Origin of the sequence: Leptospira vanthielii serovar Holland str. Waz Holland = ATCC 700522, from assembly GCF_000332455.1 — a bacterium.
GTDB lineage: Bacteria > Spirochaetota > Leptospiria > Leptospirales > Leptospiraceae > Leptospira_A > Leptospira_A vanthielii.
The window spans coordinates 123602-142193 of sequence record NZ_AOGY02000042.1; the positions used below are offsets into that span (position 1 = coordinate 123602).

The window sequence follows — 18592 nt, forward strand, 5'->3', positions numbered from 1 at the left end:
CGTTATTATCCTTTCCCCAATTCCTTACTTCTCTCCGTCGCTCGTTTGATTGCATCTCTAACGGCGGTTGAGAATCCTCCCCTTTCCAAAGCATCTAAGCCATGGATGGTAGTTCCTCCGGGAGAAGTCACCCAATTTCTCACTTCCATGGGATGAAGGTTGTTTTCCTTTCTTAGCGTTTTAAAATACACTAAAGTTCCTTCGATGGTTTCCATGGCCAAGGACAAAGATTCTTCATAACTCAAACCCTCTTGTAGTCCCCCTTCCGCCATTGCTTGTAAAAAAGTTAATACATAAGCTGGCCCTGAACCAGAAAGCCCGGTCACTGCATCCATTAGTGATTCTTTTCCGACCCGAATCGTTGTACCCATTCCATAAAACAATCGTTCCACGTTTGGGGCTGCCCCATCTTCACAAAAGTACGCCAAGGCCCCTCGTTCAGAAACCAGAGGTAGGTTTGGCATCACTCTTACAGAGTGAGATCCTTTGGGAACGGCTTCTGAAATTTGCGAAAAGGAAATCCCGGCGGCAATCGAAACAAAAGTGGATGGTTTGGAAAATTCTTTTAGAACGGAAACAACAAGATTTGGTTTTACCGCAATCACGACCACTTCCGCCTCTTTACTGACTGCCTCAAGTGTGCTCACAAGAGTCACACCGGCCACAGGAGATTCCTTTAAGTTCGGATCAAACCCGTAAACCTTGGTTCCTTTTTTCACAAGAGCCGCCGCAATCGCCGCCCCCATCTTTCCTAGGCCCACAATTCCTACAGTTTCAAACGGATTCCTTTGCATAGTCCCTCTCTCCAAAAATCTTTGAACCGATCCGCAAATAGTCGGATCCTAACTCGGCTGCGAGTTCATAATCACCACTCATTCCCATAGACAGTTTTTTTTCGGGAAAGTAAGTATCACGTAGTTCTGCCAGGAGCGAAAATACTTCCCGAGTTTTCGCCAAATCACCAGTTGACGGACCCATTCCCATAAACCCCTCCCAAATACAAAACTCATTTTGGTAACTGGAGAGAGTTTCTTTCATAGTGCGAAGGGTTTCAAATCCCATTCCATGTTTTGTATTTTCTTCGGTGAGATTGGTTTGGATAAAATAACGAATGAGAGTTTTTTCTTTTTCGGCACGTTTGAGAAGTTCCTTTAATGTAGAAATACTTCCGACACCATGTGTATGGGAAAAAACACCAAATAACTTTCGCAAGGTTCCGGATTGGACAGGACCAATATGGTGAACATGGACCGTACTTGCCGATTCGGGGAACTCTTCCTTTAGTTTTGTGAATTTAGAAATGGCTTCGGGGATATAATTTTCACCAAACTCACGAATGCCTTGTAAATAGGCCTCTCGCAGCACTTCGTAGGGTTTTGTTTTGGATACAGCAATGACTAAAGGAGATCTCTTGGGATATAAATCCTTTAGAGAGTTTTGAATGGAGAAATACAAAGAACCGTAATCGGACACGATTACTTAGCTAACGCTTTTTCTAAAGACTCAATGCGGCGTTCGATCTCAATGAATCGTTTTTCATTTCGATCGTTTTGCGTAGAAAGTTTTTGTTCCACAGTGCGCATCCGAACTTCCATAGTAGAAGATCCAGTTTCCTCATAGTTGTTCTTTTGCGACTTTTGGGGATAAGATGATTTTTTTGATTTGGTTCCTTGTCTCTTATCCGCAACTGAACTATATTTTTTAGTGCGATTTTGTTGTGATATGGCCTTTGAAGTTTTGGTAACTTTTGAATCCATTTTTTTGGAAAGTTTTACAGAATCCTTCATATCGGCTTTCGGTTGTTTGGCGGAAGAAGTGGGATCGACACTCTCAGAGATTTGTTCTTCTTTCAAAGATGGTTTCTTAGTTTTTTTAGTTTCTTCTTTGGGAGAAAAAGTCTCTTCCACTTGGTCCAATTTTTCTTGCAAACGTGAGGATGGATCTGTTTTGTCTTTTGATTTGGTAGATGCTGCTACAGAAACAGAACGAGGGCGTTCTGTTTCTGGTTCCATGTCGTCCAAACTAGGCAATTCAGGAAGTTTAGACCGATCCTCTACTGACTCTATACCATCATTTTTGGCTAAGTTTTCTTTGGGCGCAGGGATCTGGGGTGATTCTCTTTCAATTTCCCGATCCACCATCTCCGCATCTCTGTTTTTTCCGATGGTTTGGAGTTTTTGGTAAATTTCGTTTCTATAGATAAATGCAAAAATGAACGATGAAAGAAGTAGGACCACTAGAATGGCAGTTGTGAGTATTTTCAAATTGTCGCGGCGGCCCATGACGTGCGGATTCCTTTCCTTTGATAAAATTAGAGTACACGTTTTTGGTCTTTCGAAAAGTGAGAAATCATGAAAACTACAAAAAAAATCACATTCTCTTTGGGTTTCCTACTCATGATTTCCAGTCTTTTGTCTCTTCCGAGGCCCCATGACCCTGACGAAGCCGGCCGAGTCCAAATTTTAAAATCCGCACTCACCATTGATTCCAGTTACCTTCTCTTCCTTGTGGAAGATTTTGAAGGAGAAAGACCATGGGATTTTTACCGAGTGGATTCCTTTTTGGCAATAACTCAGTTTGCCGCCTCTGTTCCGAAATCCGAAGCATTTTTACAAGAGACAACGATCCTCAAAGAATCGGGTTATGCAAACCTCCAAAACCAAACCAGTTTCCTTCTCCAAAGTTATGTAGAAAATCCAAGGCTTGACCACTGGGAAATACGTCCGAAAGAACCAATCCTTCTACCGCTCGGAATGCCCATCCAAGGAATCCTTTGGGTGTATTCGGAAGGCCATCATATCAATTTGAGTATGGGTCTTTCGCAAAAAAAATCGAAAGACTTGTATTTTGATTTGGGCACTTTGAATTTTGTAGGGTGGAGACGATTGGAATTTACGATAAGCCTACCCAAAGAAAACACAAGGCTCATCCAATCCATGTCTTTCCCCATTTCCTTTTCTTCGTTTCGATTGAAGAGTTTGGCCTCACAAAAGAAAGGAGAGTTTCATTTATACTTTGACAATTTGAGTTTCGTCATTGATAAAAGAACTTTCATCTACCCTGGTTCGGAAGTAAACGACACCTGGGGTAAAAAACGCTAAATGGTATATTTTTTTTACAACATCCTTACCTTCACAGTTTTCCTTGTTTTAAAATTTCTTTTTTTATTCGTAAAACCAGTTCGCAAAGAATTAAAAAAAAGAAAACGATCCCTAAACCAAATCTTTTCGAAAACTCCCGAAGGCAAATTTGTGGTTTGGCTTCATGCCGCAAGTGTGGGAGAATTAGACCAAGCGCGTGCTCTTACTGAAACCATCCGCAAAAAACATAAAAATGTTTTTATCATCCAATCTGTTTTTTCCTCTTCGGTGAAAGAATCTTCGTTTTTAGATCCCTTAGCGGATGTTTATTTTTATCTCCCCCTTGATCTTCCCCATGCGTATGATCGAATCTTTACCCATTTTAAACCCCAAGTTTTACTTGTGATGGCTTGGGATACTTGGCCCAATCTTCTAAAAACAGCTTCTCGTAAAGGAACCAAGTCTTATCTTTGTTGTGCCAGTTTGTCCTCTCAGTCATCCAGAAAAAATCCGCTTGTAAGATCCTTAACCAAGGCATCCTTTCGTTACCTTTCTGGAATTTATCCAAGCCACGAACTAATGGCAAAAGAATTTGAAGGCCTGGTCGCAGAAAACACAGATTTCCTTGTGTTAGGTGACACAAGGTTTGAATCGGTGCTTGGAAAGTTAGAAACCAAATCCCCGAACCCCATCTTTACCGAATTTGTTTCTGACCAAAAAGAATTCTTAAACAAAAACAAACCCATCCTCCTCGGTTCCACTTATGGCGTTTGTGAAGAATATTTTACGGCTTATTTGAAAACACATACAGATGATGCCTACTATTGGATTTTTCCTCATAAATGGGATGCGAGTCGTATGGAGGACTGGATCCCTACTTTAGAAAAATATGGAACCGTAGGAGTGTTTTCGAAAGTTAAGAAAGGAGAAGGTTTCCCAAAATTCCTTCTTTTTGATCTTATGGGAATCCTGGCTTTTGCCTACCAATATGGAAGTTTTGCTTATGTGGGAGGGGCTTTTACGCACCGTGTCCACAATACCATTGAACCGGCGGCCCTGGGACTTCCTGTGATCACCGGACCTAAAATCTCCAACGCACCTGAAGCCATCGTTATGCAAGAATTAGGTGGACTGTTCCAAGCGGAGACCGAGAAAGAATTTGTCCAAAAATTTGCTCTTTTAGTCAAAGACAAAACCCTCAGAGAAAAGATGGGAAAAGGAAATCGAAACTTTGTTGTAGAAAACAGAGGAGCGTCGGATAAGATTTATAACCGAGTTTTTGCAAATGCCCAAAATTAAAATAGTCGCCGTTACACTGAATACAACTCCCCTAGACTTTTTAGGAAACTATGAATCAATCTCTAAGGCAATCGGCAGCCCAGATGCAAAAAATGCGGATTGTATCCTTTTTCCTGAACTTTGTATTTCTGGGTATGGATGTGAAGATGCCTTTTACAAACCTTCTGTTTGGATTCGCTCTGAAGAAATCATCGGCGAATTAAAAACACTGGCACCCAACCAAATTGTGATGGTTGGCCTCCCTGTTTTTGTGGATTCGTTTTTATACAATTGTATGGCAGTGCTTTACGGTGGTAAGGTGGTGGCCCTTGTTCCTAAACTAAATTTAGCAAACACAGGCGTACATTATGAACGGAGATGGTTCCATTCTGAGTCAGAATTCCTCAACAAAACCATAACTTTTGGGGGCAGGCAAGTTCCCTTTGGACATTTTATCTTCCAAACTCAAAATTGGAATTTTGGAGTAGAGATTTGTGAAGACAGTTGGTCTGTACAAAAGCCAGCCACCTCTTACAGCCTCCAAGGAATCGATGTTTTGTTTTCTCCGGGAGCATCTCATTTTGCAATGGGGAAACAAAAAATACGTAGGCAAATTTTTGCGGAATCCAGTAGGAATCAGTGTAACCTACAAGTCTTTACCAATCTTACCGGAAATGAATCAGGAAGGATTATCTTTGAAGGAGGAGCCATTTTTGCCTCCCTCGGTAACTTAGTGAAAGAAGGGCCAAGGTTTGCCTTCTCTCCCTTTCAAGTAACCTCCTATTCTTTTGATCCTATGGAGATCCGTGCGGCGAAAGCTCGCTCCTTTCGTGATCCCAAACCAAAATTTCCCATGGAAGAAATTGCAAAAATCCAGATCGATACGCTTGCAAATGCAAACGGAATGGAATCCTTCGGATTTTCAGTCCTAGACAAACGAACAGAAATTGAGAAAGAAGAGAGTTCTAATTCACTCCACCTTTCTTTCTATGAAGAATTCACAAAGGCAGTTTGCCTCGGTCTCTTTGATTACCTACGAAAATCCAAAACTAAAGGGTTTACCCTTTCTCTTTCCGGTGGTGCAGACAGTGCTACCTGTGCGCTTCTTGTCACTGCCATGAAAGAGATTGCCAAAAGAGAAAATGGTGATTCCATTTTTTCCTCTCTGGGAATTGAGGAAAAAAACCTACTTGTTACCATCTACCAAAAAACGGAAAACAATTCCACGCTGACAGAAGAGATCGCAAAGGCCCTTGCAGAAGAACTGGATTGTCATTTTTATTCCATCGCCATTGACCGCGCTGTGGAAACTTCCGTGGAACTGATTGAATCGGTAATCGGAAAGACACTCAACTGGAAAGAACACGATTTACCTTTGCAAAATATCCAAGCAAGAGTTCGTTCTCCACTCGTTTGGTTACTTGCCAATATCAATGGTCATTTACTTTTATCGACGGGAAACAGAAGTGAGGCCGCTGTTGGTTATACAACTATGGATGGTGATTCGTCGGGTTCCATTGCTCCACTAGCTGGTGTTAGTAAGGAATTTTTACTGGACTGGTTGGATGATATCCAAAATGGAAACAACCAATTCATTTCACCGAAAGATTCCATTTCGACTTTACGAAACACCAAACCCACAGCAGAATTAAAACCCCTCGCAGAACACCAAGAAGATGAAAAAGATCTTATGCCCTACCCCATCTTACAATCGATCGAAAGAAAACTTGTATTTTTAGCGATTGGTGATTTGGACTGTTTGGAAAGTTTAAAACAAGAATTTCCATGGGAGACAACGGACAACCTTTTTGGTTATCTAAGGAAATTTAAGAAATTATTTATGACAGCACAATGGAAACGAGAGAGGCTTCCTCCCTCGTTCCATTTGGATGAGTACGGCCTGGATCCAAAATCCAGTTACCGGTATCCCATCTTATCCAACGAAACTTAATTCGAAGATGAAATCCCTGCCTTTTCGAAGGCATTTGCTGCTTCTTTTTCCGCTTGTTCGTTTTGAAATTGAATATTCTTCAAAATTTCTTGGAACTTTTTATCCATCTCTGGATCATCTCCACCTTGTGTTTCAATCAGGTAATTGATAATTTCCAATCTATCTTTCCCTTGTTTTCGCACGTGGTTATAATACAAAGCAACGTCTGTGGCGTTGGGAGCTCCACCAAACACTGTGTTTGTGGCTCTTGATAATTTTTGATTGAATTCAGACTGTTTTTTTTTCTCTTCCGCAGTCATTCGTTTCGGGATCAAATCGTTATCAGGAAATTGTTCCCGAAGTTCTTCAAATGCCTGCATGGCCTCTGGAGGATAAGGTTTGCCTGTTTGCGGATTGATGGGAATTTCACCAGATTCCGAGTTTGCAAGAGTGCCATCTTCTTCATAACGCATACCACCTGCATTGTAGTAGTCGGAATCAAAGATGGAACCAGCATCTTCGCCTCGCACCCCCAAACGGTTGGTTCCTTTCGGATTGTTCGATCCTCCCACAAAAAGGGCAAGGGCCTGAGAACTTCTTTCTTTTTTACGGCGGACTTCATCTTCATCATCTCCACCCGTTAAGAGTAAAATGAGAAAAAAAAGCCCAATCATTGAAATGGACACAAAGAGTATTTTTTTTTGGATTCCCATAGATTGAATTCCTGAAAACTTGGAAGGGAAACGAGAAATAGAATGCGTTTTCCCTCTTTACATCCAATTTACTTAGTCTGCATATCTTTTCTCTCTTTTTTTCAATGCGGGATCAATACAGATACGCCCGTGGCTCCGTTTATATTCCTGGTCCCTCCCAGTATCCCGCAAATCCTTTCTGTGGTCGCAGTCAATAGCAACCTGACAAATGACTTCAAGTCGGAATTGACACAAACAGTCGACCCAAGGCCTGAATACGTTCTTCGTTATTTTGTGACCAACAGGGAACCCCAATTTCAAGGTTATAATCTCTATGTGACAACGGCCTTTCCTGGGGTCATTCAAACCATCCAAGGGGAATGGCTAGAAGATGGGGTCCAACCGAGTTTTCCACACCTTCCTTACCAAGCATCCACAGAAGCATCGAAGATTGTGACAAAACGAATCCGGTTTGCCGTTCCCCCTCCTGGCGCAGAATTCTTTCAGAAATGCCAAATTTATAATTTTACCCTTCGTTCAATGCTGACAGGTGGACTGATTTCCAATCCATCCGCCACCACAAGTACCTGTGCCATTCCCAATAAAGTAAACGATATCCAAACCAATTGCCCCGTTGGAACAGGATGTAATACAAGTTTTTGTGCTAATGCGGCTTGTGGCACACCCACCGCTTGTGCTCTGGGAACTGCCTGTAACCCCTGCACCAAGGGTGACAATGACCTAGGTTGTACTTGTCCCGCAGGTGCAAATCCACCAGGATGCCAGTACATTGGCCCATAAACGCGAACCCGGATCTCTCTATGTTGTTGCCACTCCCATTGGAAATTTGGGAGATGTGACCTTACGGGCTCTCGAAATTTTCAAAGAAGTAGACCTTATCCTTTGCGAATCAGCGAAGGAAACTCGCTCCCTATTATCTCGATTAGAAATCGTAACGCCCGTCCTTGCTCTCTACAAAGACAGTTCAGAATCTCCCTACTCGAGTATCTTGGAACAACTTGCAGCAGGTAAGTCCATGGCCCTAGTTTCGGATGCGGGTACCCCAGGTGTTTCCGATCCAGGAAGCCAGATGGTTCGCACGGCGCGAGAAAAAGGATTTCGGATTGTACCGGTTCCTGGTGCTTCCGCCTTAACCGCATTACTTTCTGTTTCTGGATTTCAGGTCAATCCCACGTATTTTTTGGGCTTTCTCTCTGAAAAACCGAGTAAAAAACACCGAGAATTAGAAAGAGCCTCCGAAATCGACGGACTCGTGGTTTTCTACGAATCAGTCCACAAACTCCCAAGGCTTTACCCTATGCTTGTAGAACTTTTTCCAGAAACGGAAGTGCTTGTGGGAAGGGAGTTGACAAAGACCTTTGAAGAGGTACTTTACTACGCAAATCCTAGGGATCTGCTAGCCAAACCGCCCAACGCCAAAGGCGAGTTTGTTTTTCTCTTAAATCATCGAAAAAAAACACTTAAGGGAAATTCAGATTCCACCGATATGTGATGTAGGAAGAGGACTAAATATATGAACGTCGACAAAATAGGACGAGTTGGTGGTTACGGGTACGAACCAAAAAAACCACAAGGGCCAAGAGAAACGGAAACACAAGCTCCGGTAGATACTATTTCTATCTCTGATGCTGCCAAAAAAATTGCATCGGAAGCAAAGCTCCAAGCAGAAGTAAAACAAATCGCAAAACAAATTGTACAAGCTCCTCCAGAAGAAGATCGTACAGAAAAAATCAAAGCGATCAAAGAACGATTGAAAAACGGCGACTATGACAACCTCTCCACAGAGATGTTGGATAAAATCTCCGACCAAATCGCGTCAACTTTCCTCGGACAGCAGTAAAAAGGACGGGTGGTGAGGGATCCTTTTTACTTGTCCTCTCCGGGGATTTCTCTCAGTCCGTACATTCATAATTAGGGGATCGTATGCCAGTACTCCCCGAATGGATTAATTTTCAATTTCCTCCTAAAATTCACTTCGAAATCGACTGTGGATACAAACTCGGATCTTTTGTAAAAAACATTGGGTCTAGAGTGGTTCTTATCACAACGCAGAAAGAACTAGAAAACGCAGAAGAACTTTCCATCATCAAAACCAGTCTCGAAAAACACGCCGAAGGTGTGATTATCTATGATGATATTGTAGACCGAGTTCATTTTAAAGATTTAGATTCCTGTGCCCACTTCCTTAGAATTTCCAATGCCGATTGTGTTGTGGCTTATGGTTCCTTTGAATCAGTAAACGCAGGTAAGGCGGCTTCTCTACTGGCAACCAATGATTTGTTTGCAGAAGAATTGTTAATTGGGAAAAAACAACCAAAAAGAAAAGGTCTTCCTTTGATTGTTGTTCCCACAAAACCGCTACTCGGTAATGAATGTTCTCCCTTCTTTTCGATTGTGGATGATAAAGATAAAAACAGAAAGTACTTTGCACATGAATGGGCATTCCCGGAACTCATTGTTTCTGATCCAAAAATTGGTGCCGGTATGTCAAGTTCCGAAACTGCAAAAACAGGGATTTCAATTCTATCTGCAGCGGTGGATAGTATTCTTTCCAAATATGCCAATGAAATCACATCTTCCACAGCACTCCGTGCCATTGAACTCATCTCCAAAAACATTGTACCTGCCATCCGTGAACCGAGAAACTTAGGACCGAAAAACTCTATTTATGCGGCAAGTTTACTTGCTGGCATTGCCCAGTCCACAAGTAGCCTTGGACTTTGTTATGCGCTTTCATTGGCAGTTACCACCGTAACCAATTTAGATATCTTTCAAAGTATGTCGATCTTACTTCCCCATGTAATGGAATACAACCTAACCTCCTCTGCTGGTAAGTATGTAATGATTGCAAGAGCACTTGATGAAGATGTGACCAATATCTCCGTCATTGAAGCTGCGATCAAAGCGGTGGAAGGAATTCGTAAAATCTATTTAGAACTAAGAATTCCACAAAGATTGTCCGAATACGAAGTGAAAAAAATCGACCTACCTGGAATTGCCACACTGGCAGCAACCTACTCGTTTCTTGATTGTCTTCCTAGAGAACTTCCCAAAAATGAAATCGAAACCATCCTTGTGGCTGCGTTTTAGGTTCCCTTGATCCAACTGACGGAATTCGAAAAAAAACTATTAGAAACCTTTACCTTAAGTGACCGTGATGCCAGACGATTGCAAAGAGTCATCCAAGACCTTTCGATTGTTGTGGGGATGGAACACGAAGAGATCTACGACTTCATGCGTTTTGGAGTCGAAAATGAGTTGGAAATTTTAAAATCTGATTATAATTGGGAGCACTTTAGAATCAGAATTCAGAAAAAACTGAAAAAATCCCCTCCCCTTTGATATACAGACAAGGAAACAATTACCATTTTTTTTTAGCCACTGCGGACTCTGTTGCGAGATTCCAAACATCCATCCAACCCTTTTATCCGATTGCAAAAAGTAGGATCCTTGAACTTCCTTCAGTCACCACAGACCCCATCCTCATTCCTCAGTTTCTTTATTCTTTACAATACAATAGACAATCGTTTGAAACAAAACCTGCCATAACGCCAACTTATCTAGGTAGTACGAAACCTCCAAAAGATTCGGAAACGAGACCAAAACCTGGATTTGGAATCTTCACCACTGAAATTGGTGGAATCAACAATTTTCCCTCTCCACTTTTTCGTTCCAAACGAGACAAGTTTCAATCGGCAAAATACCTTTCCCTTAGAGACATCATCAATCCTGATCTATCGGAAACCTTAGTTCGTGAAAAAATTGAAAGTCTATACTTCGATGCCAAAAGTAAAACTTATCTCTTTCGATTGGTATCCATTCTTTTTTCTGGAACTCCTCGGGAAGAAGAAACCATTGTTTCTAATTTATTTCGTTATGAACCAGAATTTGCTAAATTCTTAAACAAACAGATGTTTACTGTGGAAATGATTCCTTTAATTCACGGCCCTTTTTTACAAGAAATCTTACGAAACCACGACGAAAGGTACATCAAATCTATTTTACCAAATCTTTCCAAACCAGTAATGAATGTGATTCGGTCTTCTATCTCCAAAAACAAAATGAAACATATTTTAGAAGGCCCCTCAAAAAAACCACCGGAAGGTGAGGATTTGGTTACAGTGATAGAGACGGAAATTTACAAACGGTTTGCGAGAAATATCTACTACGAAGAAGGTTCTATCTTTACCTATAGAGAAAAAGGGGAAGAGGAATTCAAAGAAGAGATCCCTTTTACGAACTCAGAGAAAATCAATTTTTTTGTCTTTGGTAACGCGCTTAGTTTTTATGGGAAAACAGCTACGAAGTTATTTTTTAAAACCAATGATTGGATCGATGTCCTACGATTTGATTTCTTTTTATCTCGGAAAGAAATCAAATCTTCTGAGTTTCATAGACTCCCGCCTGATTTACTCATTGAACTTCCTTACTATGCAACCGGGATCTTCCTTGTTGGTGGCGGCATCACGAAAGAAAAAAAACCTTTTGAATTTTCCCTTCTATGGTTTGATTACTAAAGAAGGTTTCACGAATCAAATTTTTTCACTAGACTTACGGTTCTTTTTTCTCTAAATTAAAAACATGGCGCAAATCAAAAATCTTAACTCTCTATGGAAGGGATTCCCTTTTTTCATCGCTAGTTTGTTATTTGCCACATACTTTGTGCTTTCTTACCTTGTCCCTTCTCCCCCGAGTGATACAGCTCAATTACATAGCTGGATTACTGAATGGAAAACTTTTCTACAGATCGCTGATGAAATTTTGATCTTTGCCACACTCTCTTTACTTCCCTCCATTTATACTTTAGCAAATCCTATAAAAGAAAACCAGCCACCACTTGTGTTATTTGCCTCTGGTTTGTTATTTTTACTTGTTGTTCCGATGTTTGTTCTTGTGGATTTGCTTCTCGGTAGGCTCGTGTATCCTGTGAATGTTTATCCTCTCGCAATCGATACGATTGTATTTATCTTAAGTTTGATCGCAGGAACCATGCATATGATCTCCCTTGTTTTGGCATTGGCGATTTTATTATTCAGTATTTCTTTTAGGAAAAAAACTTGGGGTAGTTTAGTTTTAGTAATAGGAATCTTTGTTTTTGGATTTCAAATCACTGCCAGTTACCCCTGGCTGGTTTCACCAGGGGTTCTCCTTCTTTGCCAACTGAGTTTTCCGATTTGGTTACTCTCTATAGGATTCTATTTCGCAAAAAATGAAAACAGGTTTCCCAAAAAGGATCAAACAGAACTCAGCTAATAGTTGCTAAGTTATCGTTCGATTTATTTAATTTCCTGTTTTGACTCGAGCGATGGCCCAGTTCCATTTATCAATTTCTTCTTTCCGTTCACTCTCTTTCATCTTAGGAACAAACTGAGTGGTTTTTTGTTCTTCTTTGCGTAGACTTGCCACCGACTTAAAAAATCCTCGTTCGAGTCCCGCAAGGTAAGCGGCCCCAAGCACTGTTGTGTCTACATTACTCGGTCGGATGACTTTGGTTCCAAGGATGTCTGCTTGGAATTGCATAAGCCAGGCGTTGGAAGTGGCTCCTCCATCAACTCGTAAAAATTTTAAAGGTTTCCCTGTTTCTTTTTCCATTGCATTTGCCAGTTCATAGGATTGTAAAGCAATGGCCTTAAGAGCCGCTCTCGTAATCTGAGCAGCCGTTGTATCACGAGAAAGCCCAAAGATAGCACCACGCGCTTCTTGGTCCCAGTGAGGTGCTCCAAGACCTGCAAAGGCAGGAACAAAAACCAAATCATCTTTTGTTTTGATGGCTTTGACTAATTTTTCGGAATCTTTGGAATATTTAAAAAATTCTAAATTATCCCGGAGAAACTGAACGACTGCTCCCCCAATAAATACAGAACCCTCTAAACAATAGACTGTTTTGCCTTCAGGACCGAGGGCCAGTGTAGTGATGAGTCCTTGGTTTGAAATTCTAAATTCATCCCCCACATTGAAGAGTAAAAAACATCCAGTACCATAGGTGTTTTTGGCTTCGCCGGGTTCTGTACAAAGTTGACCAAAAAGAGCTCCTTGTTGGTCTCCCACAAGAGAGGAAATCGGAATCCCATCGGGAAGTGATTTTACACTAGAAGTAAATCCAAAGAGATTTTTGGAATTGTATGCCTTAGGTAACATTGACATAGGAACTCGTAAAATATCACAAAGTTCTTCATCCCATTCTTTGGTTTGGATATTAAATAGAAGAGTTCTTGAGGCATTGGTATGGTCTGTTTTGTGTTCTTTGTGACCGGTGAGTTTATACAAAAGCCAAGTGTCGATGGTTCCAAATAACAATTCTCCCTTCTCTGCTTTGGTCCTTGCCCCTTTGACGTTATCCAAAATCCATTGGATTTTGGTTCCTGAAAAATAGGCATCCAGAACAAGACCTGTTTTATTGCGAAAGTTAGAATCGAGGCTTTGTTTTTTTAATTCCTTACAGATATCAGAAGTTCGGCGGCATTGCCATACGATGGCGTTGTACACTGGTTTGCCGGTCTTTTTATCCCAAACAACAGAAGTTTCTCTTTGATTTGTGATTCCAATCGCAACTGCATCTTTTGGATTTAGTTTTCCATTTTTAATGGCGGCTCCAATTAGTTTCTGAGTTTTTGCCCAAATCTCTTCTGGGTCATGTTCCACCCAACCTGGTTTGGGATAATATTGTTTGAATTCTTGGTAAGCAGAAGAAATCACCTTTCCTTTGTCGTTAAAACAAAAAGTACGAATTCCTGTAGTACCTGCATCAATCCCAATGATATAACCTTTTTTTGCCATCTTAAACCTCTATTTCCAAACCTTCATAAGCCATAATGATTTCTAATTTTCCATGGGGATCAAACATCTCTTTGTATTTAAGAGCACGTAAATATACCAAATCCAACTTTTCATCATCGTAGGATGGATCATGATGAAACATCACCAATTTTTTTACTTTAGCACGAAGAGCAATGTCTGTGGCAATCGATGCCGAACTATGACCCCAATCAATTTTTTGTAAAGAATCTTCGAACGTGTATTGTGTATCAAAGACAAGCACATCGGCTTCCCGGAAATAATCGATATAGGTATCAATATTTTCCATCTCTTCTAAATTGAATTCTGCATCAGAGGCAAAGATGATGGCCTTACCGTCTTCCATAAACCGATAAGAAAAACTCCCTCCAGGATGGCGCACCGATTTACTAAAAGCCTGGATATGGGGTCCAAGAGAAATGATTTCCCCTTCTTCTATGTATTGGAAGGTTTTTTGGGCCGCATAATGATCAAAGGAAACTGGAAAATGTGTGAATACAAATTGGTGTTCCAATCTTTTTTCTGCATCGTTCATACAAGAAATAAATTCGAAATGATTGCCTGGTAAAAAGAGAGGTACAAAAAAAGGAATTCCTTGGATATGATCCCAATGTGTATGAGTTAAAATCCAATAGGCATGGCCAGCACCCTTTCCAAAATCGGAGGCCATAATTTGATTTCCGAGTTCCCTAAGCCCCGTACCACCATCGATGATGATTAGGTTTTCCTCTTTGTCGCGGATTTCTACACAAGTCGTATTACCACCGTAAGTTGATGAAGAAGAAAAACTTAAAGAATCTAAAAAACTATGGATACTCTGTTCGTTCTGAATGTCTGTGGGACTTGCCAAAGAAAGAATTTTTTCGATTTTATGTTTAACACTTTCAGGCCGAATGGGTGAACCAATGGAACCGCGGACACCCCAAAACTTGATTTTCATTGCTCTTTTTCTAGAGTCCTTTTTTGAAAAATCAAACGTTTTTTGATTGTATTTGGTTCTTTCAGATGATGTCTTAACCGAAGTTATGTTTCAGTATGAAATCAAACGAGAAAATGATAAGGCAATAGTCCTTTTGAATGGGTCCTTGTCCCTTAGAGATACTCCCAAATTTCGCACGGACTTAAAGACATTGATTGATACACCAGAAATCCAAGAACTGGTTTTAGACTTTAAAAACTTGAGTTACCTAGATTCTTCTGGAATCGGAATCTTACTCCATACTTATAGTTGGACAAAGGAAAAAAAGAAACAAGTCCGTATCATCCATTTATCTGCGGAAGTACGAACTATATTTACCGTTGCCAATCTACTTGATATTTTTCATCTAAAAGAAACAAATTAGACTCGATAGTCTTGGATGGTTTGGATGAGAAAGGATACAATTCCAGAGAATACATAAAACCCCACCGCACCATACATCACATAAGGCCAGCGGTAAAATCCGATCGCCAGTAACAAAAGACCAAGGCCCACAATACTTATCCCTAATTTTTTCCAAGAAAAAAGCCCTCGGATTGCCACTTGAGGTTTGCTGTATCTTAAAGTCGAAACCATAAGAAGTGCCGTGATCACAAAAAACAAAACTGCCGTCCAAACAGGAACCTGGGACACAGAAAACACCAAAGGAAAAATTCCAATCACAACTCCGGCAACGGGAGAAGGAAGTCCATTAAACGACTTAGGATCATGTGCTACATTGAACCGAGCGAGTCTATAAGCCGCACAAATCGGATACAAAGCCGCAATGAACATCCCTAAAGGAAAGTAGTCTGGTTTGTCAAAGATATCCAATTTGATATCAAAGAAGAACATTTTGTAAGACAAAAATCCGGGAGCAATTCCGAAGGTTGTGAGGTCAGCCAAACTATCTAAGTCGGCCCCAAGTTCGCTTGTACAGTTGAGAGCACGAGCCGCCATCCCGTCAAATCCATCGAATAACGCAGCTAAGATGATAAACACTCCCGCGAGTGTATAAAGTTCGTGGGAATTGGTGTGCGTTGGATTTGTTTCTGCAACAAGGAGCATCGAGACAAATCCCAAGGTTAAGTTTCCGAGAGTAAGGGTGTTTGGAATCCAGGTAAGTTTTAGTTTCATATTATTTGTTCAAAGTTTCGCTTGGGGCTTACCTTAAAGTCGAGCCCCACAAAGGATTTTTGTTTCCAGAGGTAGTATCCAAGACATGCCACCATCGCTCCGTTATCTGTGCAGTAAATTTTTTTTCGAGGATAAAATAGGTCAAATTGGGATCTTTCTTTTTCGGCTTCCAAACTTTCTCTGAGGGTCCCGTTGGCAAGGACCCCACCGGCGGCGACGACTGTTCGAATTCCAGTTTTGGCGATCGCTTTACGGATATTGCGAGTGACCAGTTCAAAGGCCGTCTTTTGGAAGAAGTAGGAAATTTTTTCCACGGGAGGAGCTTCCGAGTTTGCCCGTAAATAGTAAAGAACGGCAGTTTTAAGCCCACTATAAGAAAATCTAATTTTCTCATCCCCATCTTCTTTCAAAAGTTTCGGGAAAGGATTCCCTTCCTCCTTTTTCACTTTGTAGGCATTGGCCTTTTCCTCGAGATAGGGGCCGCCAGGATATGGAAGGTTAAGAACTGCACTCACCTTATCAAAAGCTTCTCCGAGCGAGTCGTCCTGCGTGTCCGCAAGGATCTGCAAATCACCAAATCCCTTATAAAGATAAATGGAAGAGTTTCCACCAGACAAAAGTACCCCAAGCCAAGGAAAGGGAGGAAGTTCTCTTTCCAAACCAATCACAGCTAAATGAGCCTCTAGATGATTGACGGCCACAATCGGGATTCCATACACAAGAGAAATACATCGGGCCAGTTGCGCTCCAATCATAAGCGAACCAACTAACCCAGGATAACTGGTAACTGCGACGTATTCCAAATCTGAATAGTTGATCCCTGCCTCTTCCATAGAAACAGCGAGCAGAGAGTTGATTTTTTCTAAATGGGCACGGGAGGCAATCTCAGGAACCACACCACGGTAGGGGGAATGGGACTCAATTTGGCTATAGACTTTTAAGGAAAGGAGGTCCTTGCCATCAGAAACAATGGCAATGGAGGTTTCATCACAACTGGATTCGATTCCTAACCCGTAGGCCATTACTTCAAAATACGGATGGCTTCAGAAAGTTGAGTATCCAAATCCAGTCTTGGTTTCGCATGGGAAGAACCGGCTCTCATTTCGTTAAATAGAAATATACGAGTTACTGAATCCGAGATGGTAAGATTTTCCTTTTTTAGAATCGATGCAAAATCAGCTAAAGCAGCATCGTTGTATTCCGCATGAGTTTCTAAAAAGGGACGGATCAAGTTTTTTTTAAAGAGTTTTTCTAAGGCATACTTTTCATCTTCACTGGCAGCAATTGGGTTTACGATATAATCGGGAGTGATTCCTTTTCCATGAATGGAAACACCAGAAGGGGTATAGTATTTTTGAATGGTGATGGCAACACCCGTTCCCCCCGAAAGAGGAAAAATAGACTGCACACTACCTTTTCCAAAACTTTGGGTACCAACCACCACTGCACGTTTGTTATCTTTTAACGCACCCGCTAAAATTTCAGAAGCACTCGCAGATCCCCCGTTTACAAGAATGGCAATCGGAATGTCTAAAAACTTTTTCTCTTTTTTATCCGCTTTATAACTTTTTACAAGAACACCACCTCGGCCTTTCACGGAGACAATCTCCGCCTCTGGTGGTAAAAAGAGATCCGCAAGGTCAATGGCTAAATCCAAAAGTCCACCGGGATTCATTCGTAAATCAATCACTAGTTTTTTGGCACCCGCTTCCTTCATGGCGGTCAGTGCGCTCGCAAATTCTTTGGCAGTGGTTTCTTTCCCCATAAACTGCACGAGTTTGATATAACCGGTTTCTGTCTCCGGAAGGTAATGCGATCTTACATAACGAATTTGGATGAGTTCTCTGACTAAATTCACAACAAAAGGATCTTTGATTCCTTTTCTTTCGATTTTCATCGAAATGGAGGATCCCACTTCTCCTCGCATCATTCCGATGGATTCGGATAACGAAACTGACTTTGTACTTTTTCCGTTGATTTCGACAATTTTGTCTTGGGGTTGGAGACCCGCTTTCCAAGCAGGTGTTCCTTCTATCGGCGCCACTATAATAAAAGCATTTTCTTGGAAACTGATCTCCACACCAATTCCACCAAAACTTCCTTTGGTTTCATTTTGTAACTCTCCAAACTCATCTGTATCTAAAAACCGTGTGTGTGGATCACCTAAACTTTGTAAGGCTCCAAGGATGGCACCTGTGTAGATTTTTTTCTCTTCCTGGGGATCCACATAATCGTTTTCAATATAAGAAACAACTTCGTGTAAAATTTGTAAGTATTTTTCGCCGTCAGTGGAGATGGCTTTTACTTTATCAGTGTTTGCAAAAAAGACAAGGGCCACCAAACAAAGGGTAATACTTCCCCAAATCAGACGTTCGGATACTTTGATTTTATTCATTTCCATAAATTGACTCGTATAGGGCTTTGTTTTCTTTTTTTAACATTTCTTTGGCTTCTGGGATGGACAACCGGTAGACTTCGCAAGCTTCTTCAAAAAGAGCAATGTCTGTCGGTGTGGGCCTTTTGGTATCTGCCATAAGACCGGTTTGGATCCGATTTTGTGCGAACCGTTCTAAAACACGTTTTAAGTCATAGGCATCAATTTCTTGTTTTTTGGGAGCGCAAGAGAGGAGAAGGGAAAGGATAAGAAATGTTGGGAAAGAGAAGAGATGTTTCGACATCCCTTCTAAACTCACTCCCAACC

At 41.2% G+C, this 18592-nt stretch carries 21 protein-coding genes; 11 read left to right on the top strand and 10 right to left on the bottom strand.

Annotated features, from left to right (window positions below; genetic code table 11):
• Window positions 1-5 precede the first annotated feature (5 nt).
• The 3 genes from proC to LEP1GSC199_RS09635 are packed head-to-tail and all read right to left on the bottom strand — an operon-like array spanning window position 6 to window position 2282.
• Window positions 6-794, bottom strand: coding sequence for a pyrroline-5-carboxylate reductase (proC, locus tag LEP1GSC199_RS09625; protein WP_002981614.1), 789 nt, complete (start codon window positions 792-794; stop codon window positions 6-8).
• Window positions 775-1473: a YggS family pyridoxal phosphate-dependent enzyme gene (locus LEP1GSC199_RS09630; protein ID WP_002981339.1), complete on the bottom strand. Its 699-nt coding sequence runs from the start codon at window positions 1471-1473 to the stop codon at window positions 775-777. Before LEP1GSC199_RS09630 ends, proC begins: the two co-directional genes overlap by 20 nt.
• A gap of 2 nt (window positions 1474-1475) precedes the next feature.
• Entirely contained in the window at window positions 1476-2282 is an 807-nt protein-coding gene (locus LEP1GSC199_RS09635; RefSeq protein WP_002981369.1) for a hypothetical protein, read from the bottom strand.
• 69 nt (window positions 2283-2351) lie between these two features.
• Between LEP1GSC199_RS09635 and LEP1GSC199_RS09640 the strand changes: the two genes are divergently transcribed.
• The 3 genes from LEP1GSC199_RS09640 to nadE are packed head-to-tail and all read left to right on the top strand — an operon-like array spanning window position 2352 to window position 6309.
• A complete protein-coding gene (locus tag LEP1GSC199_RS09640) occupies window positions 2352-3101 on the top strand; it encodes a flagellar filament outer layer protein FlaA (protein WP_002981647.1) in 750 nt (249 codons plus the stop codon).
• Entirely contained in the window at window positions 3102-4379 is a 1278-nt protein-coding gene (locus LEP1GSC199_RS09645) for a 3-deoxy-D-manno-octulosonic acid transferase (protein ID WP_002981289.1), read from the top strand.
• Window positions 4366-6309: an NAD(+) synthase gene (gene nadE, locus LEP1GSC199_RS09650; protein WP_002981277.1), complete on the top strand. Its 1944-nt coding sequence runs from the start codon at window positions 4366-4368 to the stop codon at window positions 6307-6309. The genes LEP1GSC199_RS09645 and nadE overlap by 14 nt, the downstream gene beginning before the upstream one ends.
• Here nadE and LEP1GSC199_RS09655 read toward each other — a convergent pair.
• Window positions 6306-7001, bottom strand: coding sequence for an LIC_20245 family lipoprotein (locus LEP1GSC199_RS09655; RefSeq protein WP_002981477.1), 696 nt, complete (start codon window positions 6999-7001; stop codon window positions 6306-6308). The two genes, nadE and LEP1GSC199_RS09655, sit on opposite strands and share 4 nt — an antisense overlap.
• A 42-nt stretch (window positions 7002-7043) precedes the next feature.
• Between LEP1GSC199_RS09655 and LEP1GSC199_RS09660 the strand changes: the two genes are divergently transcribed.
• The 7 genes from LEP1GSC199_RS09660 to LEP1GSC199_RS09690 all read left to right on the top strand — a co-directional run bounded on the left by LEP1GSC199_RS09660 (window position 7044) and on the right by LEP1GSC199_RS09690 (window position 12254).
• Complete coding sequence (locus LEP1GSC199_RS09660; RefSeq protein WP_002981388.1) at window positions 7044-7781, top strand: LIC11073 family putative lipoprotein; 738 nt, start codon at window positions 7044-7046, stop codon at window positions 7779-7781.
• Window positions 7771-8493 (top strand): 16S rRNA (cytidine(1402)-2'-O)-methyltransferase, encoded by a 723-nt coding sequence (gene rsmI / locus LEP1GSC199_RS09665; protein WP_002981610.1) that lies wholly within the window; start codon window positions 7771-7773, stop codon window positions 8491-8493. Before LEP1GSC199_RS09660 ends, rsmI begins: the two co-directional genes overlap by 11 nt.
• Before the next feature lie 21 nt (window positions 8494-8514).
• On the top strand, window positions 8515-8841 hold the full coding sequence (locus LEP1GSC199_RS09670; protein ID WP_002981279.1) for a flagellar biosynthesis anti-sigma factor FlgM: 327 nt from the start codon (window positions 8515-8517) through the stop codon (window positions 8839-8841).
• An 83-nt stretch (window positions 8842-8924) separates the two neighbouring features.
• Window positions 8925-10091: an iron-containing alcohol dehydrogenase gene (locus LEP1GSC199_RS09675; RefSeq protein ID WP_002981346.1), complete on the top strand. Its 1167-nt coding sequence runs from the start codon at window positions 8925-8927 to the stop codon at window positions 10089-10091.
• Window positions 10092-10097: 6 nt separating this feature from the next.
• Window positions 10098-10343, top strand: coding sequence for a hypothetical protein (locus tag LEP1GSC199_RS09680; protein WP_002981511.1), 246 nt, complete (start codon window positions 10098-10100; stop codon window positions 10341-10343).
• On the top strand, window positions 10340-11518 hold the full coding sequence (locus LEP1GSC199_RS09685; protein ID WP_002981394.1) for a FliG C-terminal domain-containing protein: 1179 nt from the start codon (window positions 10340-10342) through the stop codon (window positions 11516-11518). The genes LEP1GSC199_RS09680 and LEP1GSC199_RS09685 overlap by 4 nt, the downstream gene beginning before the upstream one ends.
• A gap of 64 nt (window positions 11519-11582) precedes the next feature.
• Entirely contained in the window at window positions 11583-12254 is a 672-nt protein-coding gene (locus LEP1GSC199_RS09690; protein ID WP_002981256.1) for a hypothetical protein, read from the top strand.
• 27 nt (window positions 12255-12281) lie between these two features.
• On the opposite strand, the gene glpK is transcribed toward LEP1GSC199_RS09690, so the two are convergent.
• Window positions 12282-13778, bottom strand: coding sequence for a glycerol kinase GlpK (gene glpK, locus LEP1GSC199_RS09695; protein WP_002981318.1), 1497 nt, complete (start codon window positions 13776-13778; stop codon window positions 12282-12284).
• Between the two features lies 1 nt (window position 13779).
• Window positions 13780-14736, bottom strand: a complete 957-nt coding sequence (locus LEP1GSC199_RS09700; protein WP_002981202.1) for an MBL fold metallo-hydrolase — start codon at window positions 14734-14736, stop codon at window positions 13780-13782.
• A gap of 85 nt (window positions 14737-14821) precedes the next feature.
• Between LEP1GSC199_RS09700 and LEP1GSC199_RS09705 the strand changes: the two genes are divergently transcribed.
• The gene (locus LEP1GSC199_RS09705; RefSeq protein ID WP_039926531.1) at window positions 14822-15139 is read left to right on the top strand and encodes an STAS domain-containing protein; all 318 of its coding nucleotides are present in this window, start codon (window positions 14822-14824) and stop codon (window positions 15137-15139) included.
• On the opposite strand, the gene LEP1GSC199_RS09710 is transcribed toward LEP1GSC199_RS09705, so the two are convergent.
• Genes LEP1GSC199_RS09710 through LEP1GSC199_RS09725 form a run of 4 tightly spaced genes read right to left on the bottom strand, consistent with a single transcriptional unit; the run spans window position 15136 to window position 18569 of the window.
• Window positions 15136-15891: a CDP-alcohol phosphatidyltransferase family protein gene (locus LEP1GSC199_RS09710; RefSeq protein WP_002981331.1), complete on the bottom strand. Its 756-nt coding sequence runs from the start codon at window positions 15889-15891 to the stop codon at window positions 15136-15138. The two genes, LEP1GSC199_RS09705 and LEP1GSC199_RS09710, sit on opposite strands and share 4 nt — an antisense overlap.
• The gene (gene tsaD / locus LEP1GSC199_RS09715; protein ID WP_002981262.1) at window positions 15888-16913 is read right to left on the bottom strand and encodes a tRNA (adenosine(37)-N6)-threonylcarbamoyltransferase complex transferase subunit TsaD; all 1026 of its coding nucleotides are present in this window, start codon (window positions 16911-16913) and stop codon (window positions 15888-15890) included. Before tsaD ends, LEP1GSC199_RS09710 begins: the two co-directional genes overlap by 4 nt.
• Window positions 16913-18277, bottom strand: coding sequence for a S41 family peptidase (locus tag LEP1GSC199_RS09720; protein ID WP_039926533.1), 1365 nt, complete (start codon window positions 18275-18277; stop codon window positions 16913-16915). The genes tsaD and LEP1GSC199_RS09720 overlap by 1 nt, the downstream gene beginning before the upstream one ends.
• Window position 18278: 1 nt before the next feature.
• Complete coding sequence (locus LEP1GSC199_RS09725; protein ID WP_051122379.1) at window positions 18279-18569, bottom strand: LA_1448 family UV-C exposure upregulated protein; 291 nt, start codon at window positions 18567-18569, stop codon at window positions 18279-18281.
• Between the last annotated feature and the right edge of the window lie 23 nt (window positions 18570-18592).

Bases quoted from the DNA above. Each gene is read 5' to 3' on its own strand.
- LEP1GSC199_RS09655 (WP_002981477.1), bottom strand. From the start codon at position 7,001: ATGGGAATCCAAAAAAAAATACTCTTTGTGTCCATTTCAATGATTGGG.
- LEP1GSC199_RS09705 (WP_039926531.1), top strand. From the start codon at position 14,822: ATGTTTCAGTATGAAATCAAACGAGAAAATGATAAGGCAATAGTCCTT.
- LEP1GSC199_RS09710 (WP_002981331.1), bottom strand. From the start codon at position 15,891: ATGAAACTAAAACTTACCTGGATTCCAAACACCCTTACTCTCGGAAAC.
- LEP1GSC199_RS09725 (WP_051122379.1), bottom strand. From the start codon at position 18,569: ATGTCGAAACATCTCTTCTCTTTCCCAACATTTCTTATCCTTTCCCTT.
- proC (WP_002981614.1), bottom strand. From the start codon at position 794: ATGCAAAGGAATCCGTTTGAAACTGTAGGAATTGTGGGCCTAGGAAAG.
- LEP1GSC199_RS09670 (WP_002981279.1), top strand. From the start codon at position 8,515: ATGAACGTCGACAAAATAGGACGAGTTGGTGGTTACGGGTACGAACCA.
- LEP1GSC199_RS09640 (WP_002981647.1), top strand. From the start codon at position 2,352: ATGAAAACTACAAAAAAAATCACATTCTCTTTGGGTTTCCTACTCATG.
- LEP1GSC199_RS09660 (WP_002981388.1), top strand. From the start codon at position 7,044: ATGCGTTTTCCCTCTTTACATCCAATTTACTTAGTCTGCATATCTTTT.
- tsaD (WP_002981262.1), bottom strand. From the start codon at position 16,913: ATGGCCTACGGGTTAGGAATCGAATCCAGTTGTGATGAAACCTCCATT.
- LEP1GSC199_RS09645 (WP_002981289.1), top strand. From the start codon at position 3,102: ATGGTATATTTTTTTTACAACATCCTTACCTTCACAGTTTTCCTTGTT.
- LEP1GSC199_RS09635 (WP_002981369.1), bottom strand. From the start codon at position 2,282: ATGGGCCGCCGCGACAATTTGAAAATACTCACAACTGCCATTCTAGTG.
- LEP1GSC199_RS09690 (WP_002981256.1), top strand. From the start codon at position 11,583: ATGGCGCAAATCAAAAATCTTAACTCTCTATGGAAGGGATTCCCTTTT.
- LEP1GSC199_RS09700 (WP_002981202.1), bottom strand. From the start codon at position 14,736: ATGAAAATCAAGTTTTGGGGTGTCCGCGGTTCCATTGGTTCACCCATT.
- glpK (WP_002981318.1), bottom strand. From the start codon at position 13,778: ATGGCAAAAAAAGGTTATATCATTGGGATTGATGCAGGTACTACAGGA.
- nadE (WP_002981277.1), top strand. From the start codon at position 4,366: ATGCCCAAAATTAAAATAGTCGCCGTTACACTGAATACAACTCCCCTA.
- LEP1GSC199_RS09675 (WP_002981346.1), top strand. From the start codon at position 8,925: ATGCCAGTACTCCCCGAATGGATTAATTTTCAATTTCCTCCTAAAATT.